The 21,404-nt window shown below is 71.3% G+C and carries 18 protein-coding genes and 2 tRNA genes; 11 read left to right on the forward strand and 9 right to left on the reverse strand.

Features of this window, described 5'->3' with window-relative positions:
• Positions 1-137 precede the first annotated feature (137 nt).
• Together EL245_RS00905 and EL245_RS00910 are read right to left on the reverse strand one after the other, a co-directional pair.
• Positions 138-719 (reverse strand): DedA family protein, encoded by a 582-nt coding sequence (locus EL245_RS00905; protein ID WP_126381254.1) that lies wholly within the window; start codon positions 717-719, stop codon positions 138-140.
• A gap of 10 nt (positions 720-729) precedes the next feature.
• A complete protein-coding gene (locus EL245_RS00910; protein ID WP_126381256.1) occupies positions 730-1,530 on the reverse strand; it encodes a hypothetical protein in 801 nt (266 codons plus the stop codon).
• A 213-nt stretch (positions 1,531-1,743) separates the two neighbouring features.
• On the opposite strand from EL245_RS00910, the gene lepA reads away from it, so the two are divergent.
• The 3 genes from lepA (at position 1,744) to hemW (ending at position 5,998) form a co-directional block, all read left to right on the forward strand.
• Complete coding sequence (gene lepA, locus EL245_RS00915; protein ID WP_126381257.1) at positions 1,744-3,621, forward strand: translation elongation factor 4; 1,878 nt, start codon at positions 1,744-1,746, stop codon at positions 3,619-3,621.
• 62 nt (positions 3,622-3,683) lie between these two features.
• Positions 3,684-4,739, forward strand: coding sequence for a tRNA (guanosine(46)-N7)-methyltransferase TrmB (gene trmB / locus EL245_RS00920; protein WP_126381259.1), 1,056 nt, complete (start codon positions 3,684-3,686; stop codon positions 4,737-4,739).
• Complete coding sequence (hemW, locus tag EL245_RS00925; RefSeq protein WP_232009813.1) at positions 4,736-5,998, forward strand: radical SAM family heme chaperone HemW; 1,263 nt, start codon at positions 4,736-4,738, stop codon at positions 5,996-5,998. Before trmB ends, hemW begins: the two co-directional genes overlap by 4 nt.
• A 121-nt stretch (positions 5,999-6,119) precedes the next feature.
• On the opposite strand, the gene def is transcribed toward hemW, so the two are convergent.
• Positions 6,120-6,611: a peptide deformylase gene (def, locus tag EL245_RS00930; RefSeq protein WP_126381260.1), complete on the reverse strand. Its 492-nt coding sequence runs from the start codon at positions 6,609-6,611 to the stop codon at positions 6,120-6,122.
• A gap of 65 nt (positions 6,612-6,676) precedes the next feature.
• On the opposite strand from def, the gene EL245_RS00935 reads away from it, so the two are divergent.
• The 3 genes from EL245_RS00935 (at position 6,677) to EL245_RS00945 (ending at position 8,117) form a co-directional block, all read left to right on the forward strand.
• Positions 6,677-7,216, forward strand: coding sequence for a hypothetical protein (locus tag EL245_RS00935; RefSeq protein WP_232009814.1), 540 nt, complete (start codon positions 6,677-6,679; stop codon positions 7,214-7,216).
• Between the two features lie 91 nt (positions 7,217-7,307).
• Positions 7,308-7,379 (forward strand) — tRNA-Asn (locus EL245_RS00940).
• 237 nt (positions 7,380-7,616) lie between these two features.
• A complete protein-coding gene (locus tag EL245_RS00945) occupies positions 7,617-8,117 on the forward strand; it encodes a DUF3145 domain-containing protein (RefSeq protein ID WP_126381262.1) in 501 nt (166 codons plus the stop codon).
• 90 nt (positions 8,118-8,207) lie between these two features.
• Here the strand turns inward: EL245_RS00945 and EL245_RS00950 are convergent, their stop codons facing one another.
• From EL245_RS00950 to EL245_RS00960, 3 genes are read right to left on the reverse strand one after another with little or no spacing between them, the layout of a single operon-like run.
• A complete protein-coding gene (locus tag EL245_RS00950) occupies positions 8,208-9,488 on the reverse strand; it encodes a beta-ketoacyl-[acyl-carrier-protein] synthase family protein (RefSeq protein ID WP_126381264.1) in 1,281 nt (426 codons plus the stop codon).
• Positions 9,489-9,494: 6 nt separating this feature from the next.
• The gene (locus tag EL245_RS00955) at positions 9,495-9,743 is read right to left on the reverse strand and encodes an acyl carrier protein (protein ID WP_126381266.1); all 249 of its coding nucleotides are present in this window, start codon (positions 9,741-9,743) and stop codon (positions 9,495-9,497) included.
• A 49-nt stretch (positions 9,744-9,792) separates the two neighbouring features.
• Positions 9,793-10,980, reverse strand: a complete 1,188-nt coding sequence (locus EL245_RS00960) for a PucR family transcriptional regulator (RefSeq protein WP_126381268.1) — start codon at positions 10,978-10,980, stop codon at positions 9,793-9,795.
• Positions 10,981-11,199: 219 nt separating this feature from the next.
• On the opposite strand from EL245_RS00960, the gene aspA reads away from it, so the two are divergent.
• Positions 11,200-12,648, forward strand: coding sequence for an aspartate ammonia-lyase (aspA, locus tag EL245_RS00965; protein ID WP_126381270.1), 1,449 nt, complete (start codon positions 11,200-11,202; stop codon positions 12,646-12,648).
• A 34-nt stretch (positions 12,649-12,682) separates the two neighbouring features.
• Here aspA and EL245_RS00970 read toward each other — a convergent pair whose 3' ends face one another.
• Complete coding sequence (locus EL245_RS00970) at positions 12,683-13,366, reverse strand: DUF3060 domain-containing protein (RefSeq protein ID WP_126381272.1); 684 nt, start codon at positions 13,364-13,366, stop codon at positions 12,683-12,685.
• Positions 13,367-13,465: 99 nt separating this feature from the next.
• Positions 13,466-16,219 (reverse strand): pyruvate dehydrogenase (acetyl-transferring), homodimeric type, encoded by a 2,754-nt coding sequence (gene aceE / locus EL245_RS00975; protein ID WP_126381274.1) that lies wholly within the window; start codon positions 16,217-16,219, stop codon positions 13,466-13,468.
• Positions 16,220-16,569: 350 nt separating this feature from the next.
• Here aceE and EL245_RS00980 point away from each other — a divergent pair, with 350 nt between their 5' ends.
• The 4 genes from EL245_RS00980 (at position 16,570) to EL245_RS00995 (ending at position 18,902) form a co-directional block, all read left to right on the forward strand.
• Positions 16,570-16,974, forward strand: a complete 405-nt coding sequence (locus EL245_RS00980; protein WP_126381276.1) for a DUF3052 domain-containing protein — start codon at positions 16,570-16,572, stop codon at positions 16,972-16,974.
• A 73-nt stretch (positions 16,975-17,047) separates the two neighbouring features.
• Positions 17,048-17,120 (forward strand) — tRNA-Val (locus EL245_RS00985).
• Positions 17,121-17,385: 265 nt separating this feature from the next.
• Complete coding sequence (locus EL245_RS00990) at positions 17,386-18,147, forward strand: hypothetical protein (RefSeq protein ID WP_161512791.1); 762 nt, start codon at positions 17,386-17,388, stop codon at positions 18,145-18,147.
• On the forward strand, positions 18,144-18,902 hold the full coding sequence (locus EL245_RS00995; RefSeq protein ID WP_164719443.1) for a hypothetical protein: 759 nt from the start codon (positions 18,144-18,146) through the stop codon (positions 18,900-18,902). The genes EL245_RS00990 and EL245_RS00995 overlap by 4 nt, the downstream gene beginning before the upstream one ends.
• 61 nt (positions 18,903-18,963) lie before the next feature.
• Here the strand turns inward: EL245_RS00995 and EL245_RS01000 are convergent, their stop codons facing one another.
• A complete protein-coding gene (locus tag EL245_RS01000; RefSeq protein WP_232009815.1) occupies positions 18,964-21,348 on the reverse strand; it encodes an HNH endonuclease signature motif containing protein in 2,385 nt (794 codons plus the stop codon).
• Between the last annotated feature and the right edge of the window lie 56 nt (positions 21,349-21,404).

The raw sequence follows: 21,404 nt of genomic DNA on the forward strand, positions 1-21,404 counted from the left end.
TTCCTGAGATCGGTGGTCAGGCGGGCCGTTCACGCATGGTGCCGGGGTGGCCCGCGGTGAGCGAGCCGGTGCGACCTAGCGCGACGATGAGGTGGCTCGCCCTGAGGGGAGCCACCACCAGGTGATGCGCCGCGCGGTCATGGGCTTACTGTAGCCCGGGCCCGCCGGGAGCTCCCAATCCTCATCTGCGTGTCCGCATGCCGGGACCCGTCATCGGGTGCCTCGGAGGAGGCGGACTCGGCCTCGGCCCTCCTGGGCTGCCCGGAGTGCTCGGCACGACGTCGCTGGAGGAGGACCGAGGCGAGGACGGCGGCGACGAGGAGCACCGAGACCACGCGGCCCGCGGGGCTGGAGTACCAGGTCGCCAGCACCGCCATGCCGATGGTCGTGTAGATCGCCGCCCACGCCACGGCCCCCACCGCGGTGGCCGGGACGTACCGGCGCAGCGGCATGCGCGCCACTCCGGCGGAGAGCTGGATGAAGCTCTGGAGCCCGACGGTCAGGAAGGACAGGGGCACCGCCAGGACGCCCCAGCGGGCGGTCCAGGACTGGGCGGTCAGGTACATGGGGGAGTCGAGCATCGTGGCCCACCTGCTGCGGGCGGTGCCGGCCGTGACACCCCGGCCGATCCAGTAGATCGTGTTCGAGCGCATCATCCCGCCGGACCAGAACAGTAGGAACATCCAGGCGTAGGGCAGGTCTCCGATCCGGTCCATCATGCGGGTCAGGCTAGCCTAAGCTGGCAAGCGTCGCGCCGACGGCTCGACGCCACTGCTCGTAGTCCGCCCCGACCCAGCCTCGCCCCGCCGGCGCGGAGGGAAGGTGCTGGAACCGCTCGGGGTAGGAGCCGGGACCCTGCTCGAGCACGCTGCGCAGGGGCGCGGGCATCCGTGTGCCGAAGGCGCGCTCGGCCTGGCTGATCCGGTTGGAGACCTTCCGGGGGTTGCCGATGGCCTTGGGCAGGAACCGCCCCTCGGCCTCCATGCACGCCACGGACAGGGCGAGGTACGGCATGGAGAACCAGCCCGTGTGGAGGTTGTGCCTGCCGCCGTGGGCGTCCCTGACCGTGACGTACTGGGAACGGGGCTGGCGGTCGTAGGAGACGATCTCGTCGTGACGCACCGCGGTCGTCCGGCCCCGCCACGTCGTGACGACGACGGTGTCCGGGGCGTCGACGAGGGCGCACCGCTCGTGGGACAGGATCATGAAGCATCCGATGCCGATGAAGAACACCCCGAAGGCGGCCACGGCGGCCCAGCCCGCCATCCTGGAGGGGCCCGGTATGAGTGAGCCCAGGGGGATCGCGACGACGCCGACGACGATGAAGATGACTCCGATGACCTTGAGGGCCCGGCCCGGCCGTTGGCGGGGGGCCCCACGGAGCCCGGCGGTCTCGGGGCCCTGCCCTGCGGCGTGGGGCGCTGCGGCGGGCTCCAGCCGACGGCTTCGCCGGAGGGCGTTGGTGCACACCGCGGCGACGGCGGCGACCACGGCGAGGATGACGTACTTGGTGAGCGTCTCAGGGAGCATGGCGACCTTCTCACGGGGTTGGGGGAGGGCTTCGTCGTGTGTGACGCCTGCGACACTACCAAGCCCGGTGTGACCTTGTGCCGCGCACGAGCGCCTCGTCGTCCCGGGGGCGCGGCTCGTGGGAGACTGTGCCCAGATCCTGCCCGCTGCGCGCCCGCGAGGCCGAGGCCGCCGGCGGGCCACACCATGAGCACACCCAGACGGAAGGCCGACGTGTCACCCATCCCCACGCCCGCGCAGGCCCACGGCGTCTCCCCGGCTGCCACCGCGCAGGCCCGGCTCCGGAACTTCTCGATCATCGCCCACATCGACCACGGGAAGTCGACGCTGGCCGACCGGATGCTCCAGGCCACCGGCGTCGTCGCGCCCCGTGACATGCGCGCCCAGTACCTGGACCGCATGGACATCGAGCGCGAGCGCGGGATCACGATCAAGTCCCAGGCGGTGCGCATGCCGTGGTCCGTCACCGGCGCGGACGGCACGACCACCTCCTACGCCCTCAACATGATCGACACCCCCGGTCACGTCGACTTCTCCTACGAGGTGAGCCGGTCCCTGGCGGCCTGCGAGGGGGCCGTGCTCCTGGTCGACGCCGCCCAGGGGGTCCAGGCCCAGACCCTGGCCAACCTCTACATGGCCATCGAGGGCGACCTGACGATCATCCCGGTGCTCAACAAGATCGACCTGCCTGCTGCCGACCCCGAGAGGTACGCCGCCGAGATCGCCTCGATCATCGGCTGCGACCCCCAGGAGGTCCTCCGTGTCTCGGGCAAGACCGGTCAGGGCGTCCCCGAGCTCCTCGACCGGATCGTCGAGGCGGTCCCGGCGCCCTCGGGGGACCCCCAGGGGGCGGCTCGGGCCATGATCTTCGACTCCGTCTACGACACCTACCGGGGCGTCGTCACCTACGTGCGCGTCGTCGACGGGGCGCTCAACGCCCGCGAGCGCATCGAGATGCTGTCGACCGGCGCGGTCCACGACCTGCTCGAGATCGGCGTCATCAGCCCCGAGCCCGTGCCCACGACCGGCCTGGCCGCCGGGGAGGTCGGGTACCTCATCACCGGGGTCAAGGACGTGCGACAGTCGAGGGTCGGTGACACGGTCACGGCGGCGGCGGCACCGGCCGCCGAGCCGCTGTCCGGCTACCAGGACCCCAAGCCGATGGTCTTCTCCGGGCTGTTCCCCGTGGACGGCTCGGACTTCCCGGCCCTGCGCGACGCCCTGGACAAGCTCAAGCTCAACGACGCCGCCCTCACCTACGAGCCGGAGACCTCGGTGGCGCTGGGCTTCGGCTTCCGCTGCGGCTACCTCGGGCTGCTCCACCTGGAGATCATCCGCGAGCGCCTCGAGAGGGAGTTCAACCTCGACATCATCTCGACGGCGCCCTCGGTGGTCTACGAGGTCACCCTCGAGGACAAGAGCGTCCACACGGTGACCAACCCCAGCGAGTTCCCCTCGGGCAAGGTCCTGGACGTGCGCGAGCCGGTGGTGCGAGCCACGATCCTGACCCCCAGCGACTACGTGGGCACGGTCATGGAGCTGTGCCAGTCGCGGCGCGGCACGATGCAGGGCATGGACTACCTCTCGGAGTCTCGCGTCGAGATGCACTACACCCTTCCCCTGGCCGAGATCGTCTTCGATTTCTTCGACGCCCTGAAGTCGCGCACGCGGGGATACGCCTCCCTGGACTACGAGCCCGACGGGGAGCAGAGCGCCGACCTCGTCAAGGTCGACATCCTGCTCAACGGGGAGAAGGTGGACGCCTTCTCGGCGATCGTCCACCGGGACTCCTCCTACTCCTACGGCGTCATGATGACCAAGCGCCTCAAGGAGCTGATCCCGCGCCAGCAGTTCGAGGTCCCGGTCCAGGCGGCTATCGGCAGCCGCGTCATCGCCCGCGAGACGATCCGGGCGCTGCGCAAGGACATGCTCGCCAAGTGCTACGGCGGGGACATCTCCCGCAAGCGCAAGCTGCTGGAGAAGCAGAAGGAGGGCAAGAAGCGGATGAAGGCCATCGGGCGGGTCGACGTCCCCCAGGAGGCCTTCATCGCGGCCCTGGGGGCCGATCAGCCCACCGGCAAGGACAAGTAGGGCCTGGCAGGGCCGGCGCAGGTAGGGTCGGCCGGGCCGGGGCCGGGACAGGACAGGACGAGATGGCTCAGCAGCACCCCGCCCGATCGCACGCGATCCACTCGCGCGTGCGCTCCTTCTCGCGTGCCGGTGGGCGCCTGCACCCGGGGCAGGAGCGTGCCATGGAGCGCTTCGGCGGCGTCTACGTCCTGGAGGTTCCGCGCGCCGACGCGGTGCGCACGGTGGCGCCGGACTTCAGGCTCGATCCCACGGCCGCCTTCGGTCACGGAGGGGAGGCCCGTCCGCTGGTCATCGAGGTGGGATCGGGATCGGGTGAGGCGATCCTGGCCGCCGCCCGGGCCAACCCGGGGATCGACTACCTGGCCGTCGAGGTGTGGCGGACCGCGATCGCCCGGATCGTGACGGCTGCGGGCCGAGCGGGGCTGGCCAACCTGCGGGTCGCGCCGGCAGACGCCGCCCAGCTGCTGTCGACCGCGCTTCCGGTGGGCTGCGCCTCGGAGGTGTGGGTGTTCTTCCCCGACCCGTGGCGCAAGCCGCGCCACCGCAAGCGCAGGCTCGTCACGCCGCTCTTCGCCGACGCCGTCGCCCGGGTGCTGCGGCCCGGGGGCGTGTGGCGCCTGGCGACCGACTGGTCGGACTACGCCTGGCAGATGCGTGATGTGCTTGAGCAGGTCTCCGGGCTCCCGACCGGGATCGAGGCGGACATGACCGAGGCGTACTTCCGCTACGACGATGCCGGGGCGATGCCTGAGCTCGGGGCGCTCACGGCCCAGGAGGGCTCGCTGGGCAACGGCCCCGACCCCGGCTCGCCCTCGGGCCGGCGGGGCGGGTGGGCCGAGCGCTACCCGGGGCGGGTCATGACGCGCTTCGAGCAGCGTGGTATCGAGCAGGGGCGCACGATCCGCGACCTGCGGGCCGTGCGAACCGAGGCGCCGTGGGAGCCGAGGCGGGATCGGAGCGTGCTGGCGCGCCTGGAGGCTGAGGGCGCTGCCTGGGACAGACTGGAGGAGGAGCCCTGGCGGCTGCGCGAGGCTGAGGCCTTCGGTGGGCTCGGGGGACCGGGGGACGGGGGGCGCGGTGCCGCCCGTGACGCGGACGACGGGGCCGGGCGCCGGTGAGCACGACCCAGGTGAGTGCGCGCAGGGGGGAGGAGGCGCTTCCTGAGGGGGTCGGTGCGCCGCCTCCCGGTGGTGGAGGGCCGAGGCCCTTCTCGGTGTACCTTCACGTGCCCTACTGCCGGGTGCGTTGCGGGTACTGCGACTTCAACACCTACACGAACCTGTCGATGGGGGCGGGTGCGTCGGTGGGTGACTACGTGGGCACCCTGGCCACGGAGATGCGCCTGGTGCGCTCGGCCATGGACGCCGCCGGGCTGCCGCCCCGCCCGGCGAGCACGGTGTTCCTGGGAGGGGGGACGCCGACGATGCTGCCGGTCTCGGACCTGGCGGGGATGCTTAACCTGGTCCGCGACGTCTTCGGGCTCGACGGGGACGCCGAGGTGACGACGGAGGCCAATCCCGACACGGTGGACGAACGGGCCCTGGCGGGGCTGGCCGAGGCGGGGTTCACCCGGGTGTCGGTGGGGATGCAGTCGGCGGTGCCCCACGTGCTCAGGGTGCTCGACCGCACCCACTCACCCCAGCGGGTGCCCCAGGTGGTGCGCTGGGCGGCCAGGGCGGGGCTGGCGACCTCGCTCGACCTCATCTACGGGACCCCGGGAGAGTCGATGGAGGACTGGCGTCGCTCCCTGGACGCGGCGGTGGAGATCGGCCCGGATCACCTGAGCGCGTACGCCCTGGTCATCGAGGAGGGCACCCGCATGTGGGCCCAGGTGCGTCGTGGCGAGCTGCCCGTGCCCGAGGACGATGACGAGGCCGCCAAGTACGAGATGGCGGACGCCGTGCTCGCCCAGGCGGGGTACTCGTGGTACGAGATCTCGAACTGGGCCAGACCCGGTTCTGAGTGCCGGCACAACCAGGCCTACTGGCTCGACTGGGACTGGTGGGGGGCGGGCCCGGGGGCGCACTCCCACCTGGGGGACGTGCGCCTGTGGAACGTCAAGCACCCGCTGGCCTGGACCAACCGGGTGGCCGGGGGCCGGCTGGCTGTCGACGGGCACGAGGTCGTCGACGCGGGGTCCCGTGAGCTCGAGCAGGTCATGCTGGGAATCCGCCTGCGCGAGGGCCTCGACCTCGCAAACCTGGGAGGGAGCGCGGGTCCGGGATCAGGCCGCACGCCGGCGCACCTCGTGCCGGTGGTCGCCGGCCTCGTCGCCGACGGACTGATCGAGCCCTCCGCCGCCATGAGGGGCCGCGCAGTGCTCACCCTGCGCGGCCGGCTCATGGCCGACACCGTCACCCGGGCGCTGACCGGCTGAGGGGTCGGTGAGGGGTTGCCGAGGGGTTGTCGAGGGGTTGTCGTGCAGCCCGCCGTCGTCCTGGGTCACGAGGTGGTCAGGCGGCGCGGCCGCGGGGCGGGTGGGGGCGCCTCCTCGAAGCTCACAGCCCCTGGGCGCGCAGCGCCTTCATCGCCTGGACCCGGTGGGTGCGGCTGAGGCGGTCGAGGTAGAGGCGGCCGTCGAGGTGGTCGCACTCGTGCTGGATGCAGCGGGCCATGAGCTCCTCGCCCTCGACGACGACAGGGCGCCCGTCAAGGTCGATGCCCTCGGCGCGGGCGTACCAGGCGCGCTCGGTGGGGTACCACAGGCCGGGCACCGACAGGCAGCCCTCGTCGCCGTCCTGGAACTCCTCGTCCGAGACCTCCACGAGCACGGGGTTGAGGACGTAGCCGATCTCACCGTCGATGTTCCAGGAGAAGGCGCGCAGGCTCACCCCGATCTGGTTGGCCGCCAGGCCGGCCCGGCCCTCGTCGTCGACTGTCTCCAGCAGGTCCTCGACCAGCGCCTTGACGGTGGCGTCACGGTCGGTGATCGGGTCGCAGGGGGTGCGCAGCACGGGGTCGCCGATGATGCGGATGTCGCGGAATGCCATGGGCACATCCTCGCACGTCGCGGGCCCCGGGCTCAGCCGGCCGGCCCTCCCGGTACGGTGGTGGCATGCCGTTGTTCTCCCGTCGTCGTCCCGCACGCCTGCCCTCTGGCCTCGCCGCGCACCTGAGGCCCGGTACCGCCGTCCTGGGCGTCGTCCCGCTCGCCCCCGACGGCGGGCGCTGGGCGGTGGCCAGCGTCAGCGGCCTCGAGGTCGTGGGCGACGACGGAGTCGAGCTCGCCCGACCCTGGCACGAGGTGGCGCGGGCCGTGTGGGACGCTGACTCCCTGAGCTTCACCGTCACCTGGATCGACGCCGATCCAGAGCTCGTCCTGGAGGTGACCACCTCCGTCGCGGGAGCTCAGCTCGACATCGCCCCCTTTGCGCGCTCCCTGCGTGAGCGCGTCGAGTCGGCGCTCGTGCACTCCGCCTCCGACACCCTGCCCTCCGGGCGACGGGTCACGGTCAGTGCCCGACGGGACGGGGACGGGGGGCTCTACACCGTGTGCACCCCGCCGCTCCCGACCGAGCTGGACGGGGCCGACCGCGCAGCCCTCGTGGCGCTCGAGCGCCGCGTCCGTGACGGTGTGGGTCTGCCCACATCGTGACTTTGCGCTGGCAGCACAAGCCTGCGGCCCGTGGGACCGATTCGACGACCGACTCCGGTGTTGCTAGAATTCAACCCGCGCCGAGCGCCGGTCCCGCGTAGCTCAATGGCAGAGCATCCGACTGTTAATCGGACGGTTAGTGGTTCGAGTCCACTCGCGGGAGCCCAGCAGAGGCCCTGCCCATCGTGGCAGGGCCTCTTGTCGTTGCCGGACTGGCTCGAAGGACTCGGCCCCGCGACCCGCTCCCGGGCCCCGGGCTGTCGGCACCCCGCCTGGATTCCGCGGCCAGGATCTGGCACGATGGCGGTGCACGCCGCGTGCATCCACTCAGGACCGCCCGCTCCATGCGTCGAGACCGTTGGGGAAGACGAATCTCGACACAACCAGGAGGCGATCCGTCGTGAACGGTGCTTACACCCGCGGTGTACTTTTCGTGCACTCAGCGCCCCGCGCCCTGTGCCCGCACATCGAGTGGGCCGCCGCCGAGGTGCTGGGCAGTCGCGTGCGCCTGGACTGGACCGACCAGCCTGCGGCTCCCGGCATGCTGCGCGCCGAGACCAGCTGGGTGGGGCGAGTGGGTACCGGCGCCCAGCTGACCTCCGCGCTGCGGGGCTGGGCCAACCTGCGTTACGAGGTCACCGAGGAGGCGTCCCCGGGCACCGACGGCGGTCGCTGGTCTCACACCCCGGACCTGGGCATCTTCCACGCCCAGACCGACGTGCACGGCAACGTCGTCGTCCCCGAGGACCGGATCCGCGCGGCCCTGCGGCACGCCCTGGACCCTGAGGTCATGCGACGTCAGCTCGACCTCGCCCTCGGCCAGGCATGGGACGATGAGCTCGAGCCCTTCCGCTACGCCGGTGCCGGGGCGCCTGTGCGCTGGCTGCACCGGGTGGGCTGACGGACTCCTCGCCAGCTGGGCCGGGCCCGTCAGCCGAGTGCGGTCGGCCGCCCGGCCGCCGCGCGTACCAGATGCGGCGATCTCGAGGTGTCATAAGTCCCGATCTCGCGAGTGTGGGGGGCGGGTGAACAGGAGGGCGACGTTGTGCCCGCCGAAGCCGAAGGAGGTCGACGCCGCCGCCTCGAGGTCCGGGGCGGGCCGCCCCGCCGGGCCGACGACGTCGAGACCGAGGGCCTGGACCTCGGGGTCAAGGCCCTCGGGCATGAGAGTCCCGGGCAGGAATCTCGTGCTCAGGGCCATGACAGTGAGCACCGCCTCGAGGCCGCCGGCACCGCCCAGGAGGTGGCCCGTGGACGACTTGGTCGCCGAGACCGCCGCGCGGGGCAGGGTCCGTGCCAGGACGCCGGCCTCGACGATGTCGCCCGCGGGCGTCGAGGTGGCGTGGGCGTTGACGTGCCCGACCTGGTCCGGGGCCAGCCCGGCGCGTTCCAGGGCCAGCTCCAGCGCCCGGGCCTGCTCGGCGCCGCCCGGCTCGGGCCGGGCGACGTCGAAGGCGTCGGCCGTGACCGCCGCGCCGGCCAGCACCGCCAGGGCGCGGGCCCCCCGGGCCCGGGCGTGCTCGGCGGCCTCGAGGACGAGCACCCCCGCCCCCTCGCCCAGGACGAAGCCGTCCCTGTCAGGAGCGAAGGGCCGTGAGGCGGTGCCCGGGTCCTCGTTGCGCCGGGACAGGGCCCGCATCGCGGCGAACGCGGCGATGGTCATGGGGTGCAGGGCGGCGTCGGTGCCGCCCGCGACGACGATGTCGGCCCGTCCCAGGGTGATGAGGTCGGCCCCGTAGGCGATCGCCTCCGCCCCCGAGGCGCAGGCCGACACCGGCGCGTGAACACCTGCCCGTGCCCCCAGCTCGATGCCGATGCCGGCGGCCGGGGCGTTGGGCATGAGGGCCGGCACCGCCGTCGGCGGGACCCGGCGCGCGCCGCCGGTGCGCAGGGAGTCCCAGGCACCCATGACCGAGAGCACCGGCCCCATGCCCGGCGACACCGACACGGCGAGCCGGCTGGCGTCGACCGTCGGGGATCCGGCCTGCCGCCAGGCCTGACGGGCGGCGAGGAGGGCGCACTGGCTCGCGCGGTCCAGCCTCCGGCGCTGGCGGGGCTCAAGGAGCCTGCCGGGGTCGAGGGCCAGGGGCGCGCCGATCGCGACCGGCAGGTCGAAGCCGCCCAGGTCCGTGTCGTCGAGGCGGGTCACCGCGCAGCGGCCCTCACGCAGGGCTCGCCAGGTCGAGGCGGTGTCGTCTCCGAGCGGGTTGGTCGTTCCCAGCCCGGTGACGACGACCGCCCGCGGCCCTTGCCCCACGACGCCGGCCCCCACGGGGCCTCAGGCCCTCGTCTGCTCGGCCACGAGGTCGGCCAGGGCGCCCACGGTCGGCAGGTTGGGGATGAGGGAGTCGTCGAGGGTGACGTTGAAGCGCTCCTCGACCTGGGTGGCGATGGTGAGCAGGCCCAGGGAGTCGATGTCGAGGTCGAGGGCGAAACGGGTGCCGCGGTTGACCGTCTCGGGGGCCACGCCCGCCTCCTCGGCGGTGATCTCGATGATGGTGGCCAGGACGTCGGATGCCGGTGTCATGTGGAGCCTCCTCGGCTGCTGGGGTGGACTGTGGTGGGTGGGGGCGACGCTACTCGAGGCGGTCGGCCGCGAGGCGCCCGACGATGATGGCCATGTGGAGCACGAGACCGTCTCGGGCGTCGGTCGGGTCCCAGCCGACCTGCTCACTGACCCGTCCCAGGCGGTAGCGTACGGTGTTGGCGTGCACGAACAGGGTGCGGGCCGTGCTCTCCAGGCTCCCGCCGAGCGCCAGGTAGGTGGCCACGGTCTCCTCGAAGGGGTCGCCCATGGCGTGCAGGGGCTCGGAGACGAGCACCCGGATCTGCTCGGAGGCCAGGGGGTCGCCTGACAGGAGGCGCTCGGGCAGGAGGTCGTCGGCGTGCACGGGGTTGGGGGCCTGGGTCCACCCGGGCAGCGCACGCAGCCCCGCCAGGGCCGAGCGCAGCGACCTGCCGGCGTGGGCCACCCCCGGGACGACGGGACCGACGACGGCCACGCCGTCGAGCCCGGCAGCCAGCTCCATGGCGGCGGCGTCGAGGGCACGCTCCGGGGTGATGCCGCGCTCGGCCTCGCCCTCGCGCAGACGGGCGCCGCCCAGGATGACGATGACCGAGTCCCCACGCACCGACACGAGCGCGTCCTTGACCCTCTGCCTGCACTCGTGGCGCAGGCGGGAGGTGGCCAGGGCGTCCAGGGCCGTGCGCGCGGCGACCGCCAGCACGGGTCCCTGCCCGCGCCAGCCGGCGGTGCCCGCACGGGTAGCCGCCTCCTCGGGGGAGTCGTGGAGCATGGAGTCCACCGCCACCGACTCCAGGCGGGCGTCCCAGGCACCCCGGGCCTCGGCCGCCCTGGCGTAGACCTCGGCGGCCGTGAAGCCGACGTCCCGGCCGAAGGTGAGGACCCGTACCCGGACCGCGTCATGGTCCTCGGCCGGGACGGTGTCGGGCGCCTCCTCCTCGACGACGTCGACCACCGTGCGCACGAGGCTGAGGGTCTGACCGAGGGTGACCGTCCCGGTCAGGGCGGCGGGGGCGACGTTGAAGATCTGCGAGGGCGAGGCCGCCGAGGCGGGGTCCTCCACCGAGTCGACGAACATGGACACCCCCAGCCCGGCGACGCTCTCGATCTGCTGACGCGAGGCCTCAGGCAGGGTGCGGTACCAGGGGAGGGCGGCGCTGATGCGGTCCAGGGAGTGCTCGATGATGGTCTTCTGCGCCTGCCGCAGGGCGGCGACGGCCGGTGCGCTCAGCTCGTCCATGACGGGATCGTACCGATCCGGGTTGTAGGAAGGGGACAAGTACCGCGACCTGCCCCGTCTTCCCTTCGGAGCGTGACCAAGACGTGACCTCCGAGGCGCTCCCGTCGTCGATGACCGGCGGGTGAGGCCGGTCACCCGGTATCGTGGTGGCGTCGTCGTGGGCACGGATGACGAGGACGACGAGGAGCGGTGGCGCCTCGGGCGCAGGAAGGGGTCGAGATGGCACAGGCCACGCGGACGGAGGAGGACCTTCTGGGCTGCCGGGAGGTGCCCCTGGAGTCCTACTGGGGGATCCACACCCTGCGAGCCACGGAGAACTACCGCATCTCGGGGGCGAGCATCGGCGACGAGCCCAGCGTCGTGCGCGGGATGGTCCAGGTCAAGAAGGCCTCGGCGCTGGCCAACGCCGAGCTCGGCGCGCTGGACCCCGAGGTCGCCGAGGCCATCGTGTGGGCCTGCGACCAGATCCTGACCAAGGGCCGGTGCCTCGACCAGTTCCCCATCGACGTCTTCCAGGGGGGCGCGGGCACGAGCGTCAACATGAACACCAACGAGGTGGTCGCCAACCTCGCCCTCGAGCACCTGGGCTACGCCAAGGGCCGCTATGACGTGGTCCACCCCAACGACCACGTCAACCGCTCACAGTCGACCAACGACGCCTACCCCACCGGTCTGCGGCTGGGGCTGTACGCCGCCGTCTACGAGCTCGTCGCCGAGCTGTGCGACCTCATCGACGCCTTCCTGGCCAAGTCCCGCGAGTTCGCCGAGGTACTCAAGATGGGACGCACCCAGCTCCAGGACGCGGTGCCCATGAGCCTGGGGCAGGAGTTCAAGGCCTTCGCTGTCCTGCTCGACGAGGAGGTCCAGCGCCTCATCCACAACGCCGAGCTGCTCCTCGAGGTCAACCTCGGTGCGACGGCGATCGGCACCGGGCTCAACACCCCTGACGACTACCAGGAGACGGTCGTGCGCCACCTGCGCGCGATCACCGGCCTGGAGATCCAGGGGGCCGCCAACCTCATGGAGGCCACGAGCGACACCGGCGCGTACGTGTCGATGCACGCGGCGGTCAAGCGTCTGGCGGTCAAGCTCTCCAAGACCTGCAACGACCTGCGGCTGCTGTCCTCGGGGCCGCGGGCGGGCCTGGGGGAGATCCGGCTCCCCGAGCGGGCGGCGGGCTCCTCGATCATGCCGGCCAAGGTCAACCCCGTCATCCCCGAGGTCGTCAACCAGGTGTGCTTCAAGGTCATCGGCAACGACGTGACCCTCACCTTCGCCGCCGAGGCCGGCCAGCTCCAGCTCAACGTCATGGAGCCGGTCATCGCCCAGGCCAGCTTCGAGTCGATCCGCCTGCTCATCAACGCCATGCGCACCCTGCGAGAGCTGTGCGTCATCGGCATCCAGGCCAACGAGGAGGTCTGCCGCAACAACGTGCTCACCTCCATCGGGATCGTCACCTACCTCAACGACGTCATCGGCCACGACAACGGCGACCTCGTGGGCAGGGAGTGCGCCCGCTCCGGGCGCAACGTGCGCGAGGTCGTCCTCGAGATGGGGCTGGTTGACGAGGAGACCCTGGACGAGCTGCTCAGCGTCGAGAACCTTCTGCGGCCGCGCTACCGCGACCTGCGCTCAGCGGCCGGGCCCTCCGCGGGCAGCGCCGTGTGAGGCGGTCCCGGTCGGGGGGCGCGGGCGCAGGACATCAGTAGCAGTAGTACTGGACGTAGACGGCGTACTCGTCGCGGGCGACGTAGTTCTCCCAGTCCGCCCCGCCGGTGCCCACGCTTGGAACCTGGCCGTTCCAGAAGACCTCGTTCTCGGCGGCCACGTCGCCGAAGGAGATCGTGCCGACCGTCGAGACCCACACGGTGTTGTCGACTCCGTTGACCGTGAGGCTCTCGATGTCACCGTCGACGATGACCGTCATGCCCGTGGCCTCGACCCGCACGGAGCGCGCGCCGGCCTCGACACGGACGACGAAGACCGGGGTCTCGTTCCAGGCGGAGTCGTCCAGGACCACCTCGTCGGAGGCCGGCACGACCTGCTCGACCTTGCTCAGGGCCACCTCCCGGCTCGTGTACACGTCGATGTCCTCGGCGCTGGTCTCCTGGGACAGGTCCATCGGGGAGCACGGGCCGGTCTCCACGTTCGTCGCCCCGTCGGCCTGCGCCTCGGCCTCCAGGTCCTCGGTGTCCACGGTGTCCTCAGTGTCCCCGGTGCTCTCCTCCGCCTCCTGCGCGGGCTCCTGGGAGGGCGCGGAGGTCTGCTGCGCCGTGGCCGCGGAGGTGGCCGAGGGGACGAGCGCGATGGGGTCGGAGCAGGCTGTCAGGGTCAGGGGCAGCAGGAGGGCGCAGACGGTGGCGGCTGCGCGGGGGGTCGGTCGCATGGTGGTCCTGGGTGGGTTGGTCGTCTGACGGTGTCGGGAAGGGAGTGAGAGGGAGGTCGGGGGCGTGGGTCCGTGGGCCACGCCCCCGACCTCGAGGGCTCAGGAGTCGCCGCCCTGGGCGCCCGAGCTGCCTGCGTGCACGTCGGTGAGCCGGTAGCGGTCCAGCGCCTCGCGCAGGACGCCGCGCTCGACCCGTCCCTCCTCGGCCAGGGCCTGGAGGGTCTTGACGACGACGGACTCGGCGTCGATGAGGTAGTGGCGGCGTGCGGCGGCCCGGGTGTCGGAGAAGCCGAACCCGTCGGCGCCCAGGGTGTGGTAGCTGCCGGGCACCCAGCGACGGATCTGGTCGGGCACAAGGTGGTCGTAGTCGCTTGTGGCGATGAACGGTCCCTGTGCACCCGACAGACGCTCGGTGAGGAAGGGGACGCGCTGGTCGGCGTCGGGGTTGAGGAAGTTGTGCCTGTCGACCTCCAGGGCCTGACGGCGCAGCTCGTTCCAGCTGGTGACCGACCATACCGAGGCGCGCACCCCCCACTGCTCGGACAGGATGCGGCGGGCCTCGAGGACCCACGGCACGCCCACCCCGGAGGCCAGGAGCTGGACCTCGGGGCCGTCGCCGTCGGGGGCCGCCTCGATCCGGTGGATTCCCCTGAGGATGCCCTCGACGTCGACGCCCTCGGGCTCGGCGGGCTGGACGATCGGCTCGTTGTAGACAGTCAGGTAGTACATGACGTCGCGGTTGCGCCCGGAGTCGGGGCCGTACCAGCGCTCGAGGGCGTCGCGCACGATGTGACGCATCTCGTAGGCGTAGGCCGGGTCGTAGGTGACCACGGCCTCGTTGGTGCCCGAGATGAGCGGGGAGTGGCCGTCCATGTGCTGGGTGCCCTCACCGGTCAGGGTCGTGCGCCCGGCGGTGGCGCCGATGATGAACCCTCGGGCCAGCTGGTCTCCTGCCGCCCAGAACTGGTCGGCGGTGCGCTGGAAGCCGAACATCGAGTAGAAGATGTAGACGGGGATCATCGGCTCGTCGTGGGTGGCGTAGCTCGTGCCCACGACCTGGAACAGCGCGGCCGAGCCCGCCTCGTTGATGCCGGTGTGCATGATCTGCCCGGAGTCGGACTCCCGGTAGGACAGCATCATGTCAGCGTCCACCGGGGTGTACTGCTGGCCCTGGGTGTTGAAGATCTTCTTGGTGGGGAACAGCGACTCCATCCCGAAGGTGCGCGACTCGTCGGGGATGATCGGCACGATGCGCCGTCCGACGTTCTTGTCCTTGAGGATCTCCTTGAGCAGGCGGACGAAGGCCATCGTCGAGGCGACCGCCTGCTTGCCGGACCCGTCCTTGAGGATGTCGTAGGTCTTGTCCCCGGGCAGCTCGAGCTGCTTGCCGGTGTCGCGGCGCTCGGGGATGAACCCTCCGAGCTTGTGGCGCCGCTCGAGCATGTAGAGCAGGGCGGGGTCGTCGGGCTCGGGACGGTAGTAGGGAGGCATCTTCGGGTCGGCCTCGAGGGCCTCGTCCGAGATCGGGATGCGCAGCCGGTCGCGCAGGCCCTTGAGGTCGTCCAGGGTCAGCTTCTTCATCTGGTGGGTGGCGTTGCGGCCGGCGAAGTGCTCGCCCAGGAGATAGCCCTTGACGGTGTGGGCGAGGATGACGGTGGGCTGGCCGGCGTGCTCGGTGGCCGCCTTGTAGGCGGCGTACACCTTGCGGTAGTCGTTGCCCCCGCGCTGCAGGGCCCAGATCTCCTCGTCGGTCCAGTCCTTGACGAGCTCGGCCGTGCGCGGGTCGCGGCCGAAGAAGTGCTTGCGCACGTAGGCGCCGTCATTGGCCTTGAAGGTCTGGTAGTCGCCGTCGAGCGTCTCCATCATGAGGTGCTCGAGGGCGTGGTCCTTGTCGGCGGCCAGCAGCTGGTCCCAGCCGCGGCCCCAGATGACCTTGATGACGTTCCAGCCCGCTCCCTTGAAGAAGGCCTCGAGCTCCTGGATGATCTTGCCGTTGCCGCGCACCGGGCCGTCGAGCCGCTGGAGGTTGCAGTTGATGACGAAGGTGAGGTTGTCCAGCTGCTGGGAGGCGGCGAGCTGGAGCATGCCGCGGGACTCGGGCTCGTCCATCTCGCCGTCGCCCAGGAAGGCCCAGGTGCGCTGGGCGGAGGTGTCCTTGATGCCGGCGCCGGCGAGGTACTTGTCGAACCACGCCTGGTAGATGGCCTCGGCGGGTCCGAGCCCCATGGAGACGGTGGGGAACTCCCAGAAGTCCTCCATGCGGCGGGGGTGGGGGTAGGAGGGCAGGCCGCGGCCCTGCTCGGGGTGGGAGTACTCCTGGCGGAACCCGTCGAGGTCGGCCTCGGTCAGGCGTCCCTCGATGAAGGCGCGGGCGTAGTTGCCGGGGGAGGCGTGGCCCTGGAAGAAGACGTGGTCGCCGCCGCCGGGGTGGTCCTTGCCCCGGAAGAAGTGGTTCATGCCGATCTCGACCAGCGTGGCGGTCGAGGCGTAGGAGGAGATGTGGCCGCCGACGCCGACGCCGGGGCGCTGGGCACGGGTGACCATGACGGCGGCGTTCCAGCGCAGCCAGCGGCGGTAGGTCCGCTCGGCGTCCTCGTCACCGGGGAAGTAGGGCTCGTCAGCCACGTCGATCGTGTTGACGTAGGGGGTGGTGGTCTGGGAGGGCAGGGCGACGTTCTGGCGCCGGGCCTGCGCCAGCATGGACAGCAGGATGTAGCGGGCGCGCGGGCCGCCCTTCTCGGCGATGAGGGCGTCGAGGGAGTCGCGCCACTCCCGGGTCTCCTCGGGGTCGTTGTCGGCGACCTTGGTCAGCAGGCCGTCGATGAGCGGCGTGGAGTCGCTGGTGGGGCTCACGGATTCCTCTTTCCTCGCGGCAGTACGGGCTGCGATGAGCTCTTGGGCCAAGGCCCGGGGCCGAGCACATCGGCGTCCGGCTGTCTTCAACGATCCTAATCTAGGGCCTCGCCGTGGCCGGGCGATGCCTGCGGGGGGAGGAAGGTCCTACCTCACGTGTGAACTGGGGCACCATCGTGGAGGCAGGGGCGGGAGTGCGCCGATCAGAAGGAGGCGGTGCGGTCTCGTCGTGGCACCGAGCCGCTCTGTTCGCTTGCGTGTTGCACGTCCCGTGTTGTGGGCTATCCTCGAACGCCCCGCCCCAGGGGCCGGACCCACGGGCCAGGTGCCCCAGGACGGAGTGAACCACAGTGACGAGCACAGCGGCAGGAGCCTTCGGCTTCGCCTCGGGACTCATCATCCAGGAGTTCGGGTACGACGACGACGTCGACGACGCCCTGCGCCGCGCCATCGAGGCCCAGACCGGCACCGAGCTCGTCGACGAGGCCTACGAGGACGTCGCGGACAGCGCGATCGTGTGGTGGCGCGCCGAGGACGGCGACGTCGACGACCTCACCGACCTGCTCGTCGACGCCCAGGCCAACCTTGACGGCGCGGGGGTCATCTGGGTGCTCAGCCCCAAGGCGCGCACCACCGGGGCAGTGCCCACCTCGGAGATCGAGGAGGCCGCCGGCACCGCCGGCATGCACGCGACCTCCGCCGCCGCGATGGGGGAGCACTGGAGCGGCATTCGGGTCTCGACGCGCAAGCGCTGAGTGCCCGAGCGCGGCGCACCGGGAGGTCAGGCACCCTGGGGCGCTGCGCCGCGTCCCGCCGCGGCGGGACGAGGGACCCGTAGCTCAGCCGGTAGAGCAACGCGTTTACACCGCGTCTGTCGTCGGTTCGAATCCGGCCGGGTCCACGATCGTGCACGCCACCCGCATGGGATGACCTCCCACGGATTCTGCTTGAGGTGGCTGGAAGACGCAGCGTATACTCGCGCGTGCTCTCCTGATCTGACGTAGGAGCCCTGATGGCTGAGTTGGCGCTTCATCTCTGTCGTGACGTGCTGGGATCTCATCGACGCACTGTGTCCGATGTCGTCGCGTCCAGCAGGGCATGGTGATCGCCTGGTTCCAACCCAGTTTCGAGATTCAGTTCATGGAGAGATATCCATGAGGTGGCGGATGTCGTTCTCGATGTTGCTTTCTCTGGCGCCCCTTGTGGCGGGTTGCGCAGGGGGAGGGGCGGGCTCGGACGAGGTGTTCACTCCATCGCCGGCGATGGTTGACGTGATGCTCCGGGTCGAGGACGTCCCGGGTGCGGACAAGCGGATCTGGCACGAATATGGCGTGTACTTGACCGGATGCAGTTATCCTGAAAAGGTGTTCAACAGTTTGGTCTCGTCGCCCCGGGAAGGCTTGAGGAATACTACCGCCGAGTATGACGTGGGTGACTCGACGGTCTATGAGACCCTTGTCCCCCAGGTGGTCGAAAGCGGCCGGGGAGGACAGCTCGGGTTGATCAGGGAGTCGTTGAGCTCGTGTGACGGGAGGGAGATGGAGCCGTACCACGCGACGATGCGTACCAGCAGCGGCAGGGTTGAGGCGTTTTCTGTCCTGTCTGATGCGGGCCTCCCCGGGGTGGTGGCCGGATACAGCTCGGTGGTCACGGCGGATGATGGTGCGCAGGTGACGATCCAGCGTATTTTCGTCCCGATTCTCACGGAGGGTGACAAATCGGGGCTTCTGTCGCTGGCGGCGGTGACGGAGGGCGGAGACCCGGGCTCGCCGACACCGATGGAGCTGCTTGATCCTGCATTGGAACGCGCGGGAGCGATCATCGATCTCTCCGTAGACGTCGCGCCGACAACAGTCCCATCAGATCAGGCCGCTGTCCCGTCGGAGCCCACGGCTGTGACGCTGGGGCCGACTGCGAGGTCGGGGTGACAACTGGTGTCCTGAGGGGGTTGGCTGTGAGGCGGTTCATGTCGTTCGCGTTGCTGTCCGCGCTCTTGCCGCTTGTGGTGGGTTGTACCGGGAACGGGGCGGATTCTCAGGAGGTGTTCACCCCACCGCCGGCGATGGGGGACGCGATGCTTCCTCAGACGGAGGTCCCGGGAGCCACTGGCAGGCAGTGGCTTCGCGACGGTGTCGTGCTCTCGGGCTGTGCCCGGGTCGAGATGGCGCTCAACCTCGCGGTCTCGGCGTCAGAGGATCTGGGGAACACGACCGCGGAGTACAACGTCGGCAGCACGCGAGTCTACGAGACCCTCGTCATGAACATCGCGGAGAGCAGTCGAGGTAGTCGGCTCCGGCTCATCGAGGACGACATGAACGGATGCGACGGGAGACAGATCGAGCCGTACCACGCCACGATGGCGACGAGCAGTGGAAGGGTTGAGCGGTTCACGGTCATGGAGTCGGAGGAGCTTCCGCGGGCAGTCGTCGGATTCACATCGGTCGTCACGGCCGATGACGGCGCGCAGGTCACCATCGAGCGCATCTACGCACCCATTGTCACCGACGGAGACAAGCCCGGGTTGCTGTCACTCGCGACGCTGGCCGAGGGGGGCAGCCCGGGGTCGCCGTCTCCCACCGAGCTGCTGGACGCCGCGCTCGCACGCGCCGGTGCCGTGATCGACACCGCCGCTGCGACGTTAACTGCTCCGTCAACTGCGACGTCAACTGCGACGTCGGGCTGAGGCCGCTGCGGCACACGGGGTCGTGGAGCCGACAGTGCTGCCCGGCCACCCGGGGACGCGCCTAGAAGGGCGGCACCTCGTCGAGCAGGGGCGTCAAGCCGAGGTCGTGAAGGGCCTGGGGGTAGGCCGCCGGCTCGTAGCCGCGGGGGAGACACCTGGAGGCGACCAGTTCCTGGGCCTGGCCACGAGCTTCCTCGGCTCCGCCACGACAGGGAGCCGGTGCGAGGCCGCGTTCCAGCCTCGTGACGACGGCGGCGTCGATCGCCTCCGCGAGCCTCCGGGGAACCGGACGCGAGGGCACGGCCAGCTGTCGAGGGCCGATCCTGCGGGGGAGCATGGCAACGGTCCCGTCAGGATCGCGGCGGTAGCGGGCGCCGCCGGGGGTGCGCCAGGACAGCGCGCCGTCACTCGTGCGGGTAAGAGCCCAGCCCGGGGTGTGCTTGAGGCGATGGTGCGCCTCGCACAACGTGGTGAGATTGTCCAGGCTGGTGACGCCTCCAGCCGCCCACGGCGTGATGTGGTCCAGGTCGCAGCGGGCGGCAGGGACCTGGCAGCCGGGGTGAGTGCAGGCGGCGTCGCGTGCACGGGCCAGGTCGCGCAGCGCGGCCGGCGGCCGGTAGCGGGTACGGCCGACGTCGACAACGGCGCCGCTGAGCGGGTCGGTGACGAGGCGCCGCCAGGTGCCGCCTGCGGCGAGAGCCCGGGCGGTGGCCGCAGGGATCGGTGCGGTTCGTGCTCCGACGGTCACGGAGGCAGCCTGCGTGCTCAGCCTGACGGCGACGGGCTCAGCGTCGACGGGATCTATCCGGGCTGCTGAGGTGTCGTCGACCTCCGGCGGGTTGGCTGGGTGGACGGCTCCGGAGGGGCGCGTGCCGGGCGGGCTGTGTCCGGGTGTCTCGAGGGGCGGGGCCAGGTGGTCCAGGGGGACGGTGACGTCGATGTTGATGCACAGCCCTGGCGTCAGGGGCACGGGCTGTGTGCCTGAGGGCGTCCACCACGGGCCGGTCGAGCCGACCAGCGAGGACAGCGCGCCCAGCAGCCCCTCGAGGGGGACGCCGTCAGGCAGGAGACGGGCGTCAGTGCCAGGGGGACCCGCCGGCGGGACCGGGTCGGTGGGACGCGATCCAGTGGCGACCGGGGCGGTCAGGACGTCGTGGGGCGTGCCCGCGTTGCGACAGGCCAGAGCCTGACTGCCTCGCAGGGTACGCAGCGCCATGGACGTCATCGCGTCGGCGCGCAGCTGGGAGGTGGTGCGCCGGTCTCCGGCCGCACGTGCGCTGGCGGCGACGGCGTCGAGGGTGGCGTCCAGGAGGAACGCGTCCATCGTGGGCAGGGTCAGGCGCATCTCGTGGACGCCCTCGCCGGCCTCACGCGGCCGGGTGACGTGCCGCTGGCCGACGTTGCGCCGGCGCCGGGTGCTGGCGCCGCAGGGATCCAGCTCTGCCAGGGCGCGGTCGATGTCCCCGGCCAGCTGCTGAGTGGTGCGGTGGGCAGAGCGGGGCAGCACGCGGGACTGCACGGCCAGGGAGGTCTCGATCGGCGCGTCGTCGAGTCGGCGGATGACGAGGGCCGTCTTGGACCCGTCCAGAAGTCCGGACCGGTGCAGAGCCTCCGTGGGGGACAGCTCGGGGCGCAGAAGGGCCTGTCCGCGGTCCAGCAGACGGCCGGCGCTCAGGCGCGAGACACCCAGTCGACAGGCGATCTCGCTGCAGGTGGTGAACCGGTTCTCCTCGTCGGTGACGAAGGGTGGTGCCTCGCCTCCGGGGTGCCACGCGGCGGAGCCGGCGTTCATCTCCGGGCTGCGGGCCAGGCAGGCGGCGGCCACCGCCTCCGCCCAGGCGGCCCAGGACGACAGTCGGTGACAGGCCGCGACCACCTCGCTGAGGGCCTCAGCTCCCATCGCGGCGATCGTGTCGACCCCGCCGCCGGCTCCGCCGTCGACGACGCGGGCGTGAGCGTCGCGCATGAGGCTGCGCTCAGCCGGATGAACGACGTCCACGACCATGGCGGCCTGCGCAGCACCACCGGGGTCCTCGGCGACGCCGACAGCGCCGGCAGGGCGACCAGGACCGTGCGCCGACTCGGAGCCCCGGGCAGGGTCTCTCTCGTCACGACGGGTGGGCACGAGCAGGCTGGCAGGACCGTGCGCCGACTCGGAGCCCCGGGCAGGGTCTCTCTCGTCACGACGGGTGGGCACGAGCAGGCTGGACAGAAGCCGCTCGATGACCTCCGCCAGCTGGGCTCCGGGAGGCATCGCCGCCAAGCGGTCCACGGCGTCCTCCATAGCAGGCCCGGCACCTGCCCCGTTGGACGGTGCGGAGGCCGAGGTCGGGTGCGGGTCGCTGGAGGTGAGGACCCTGAGCGCAGGGACGTCGACGGGCGCGGCGCGACTGCCCGCCCTGCCACGCAGGGCCTGCGGGTGACCGACACCTCCGACTTCGAACATGTGTCCACGGTATCTCAAGGGTCCGACACGAACTCGCGCCTCTCACCGGACCCGCG

Origin of the sequence: Actinomyces howellii (genome assembly GCF_900637165.1) — a bacterium.
GTDB classification, from domain to species: Bacteria; Actinomycetota; Actinomycetes; order Actinomycetales; family Actinomycetaceae; genus Actinomyces; species Actinomyces howellii.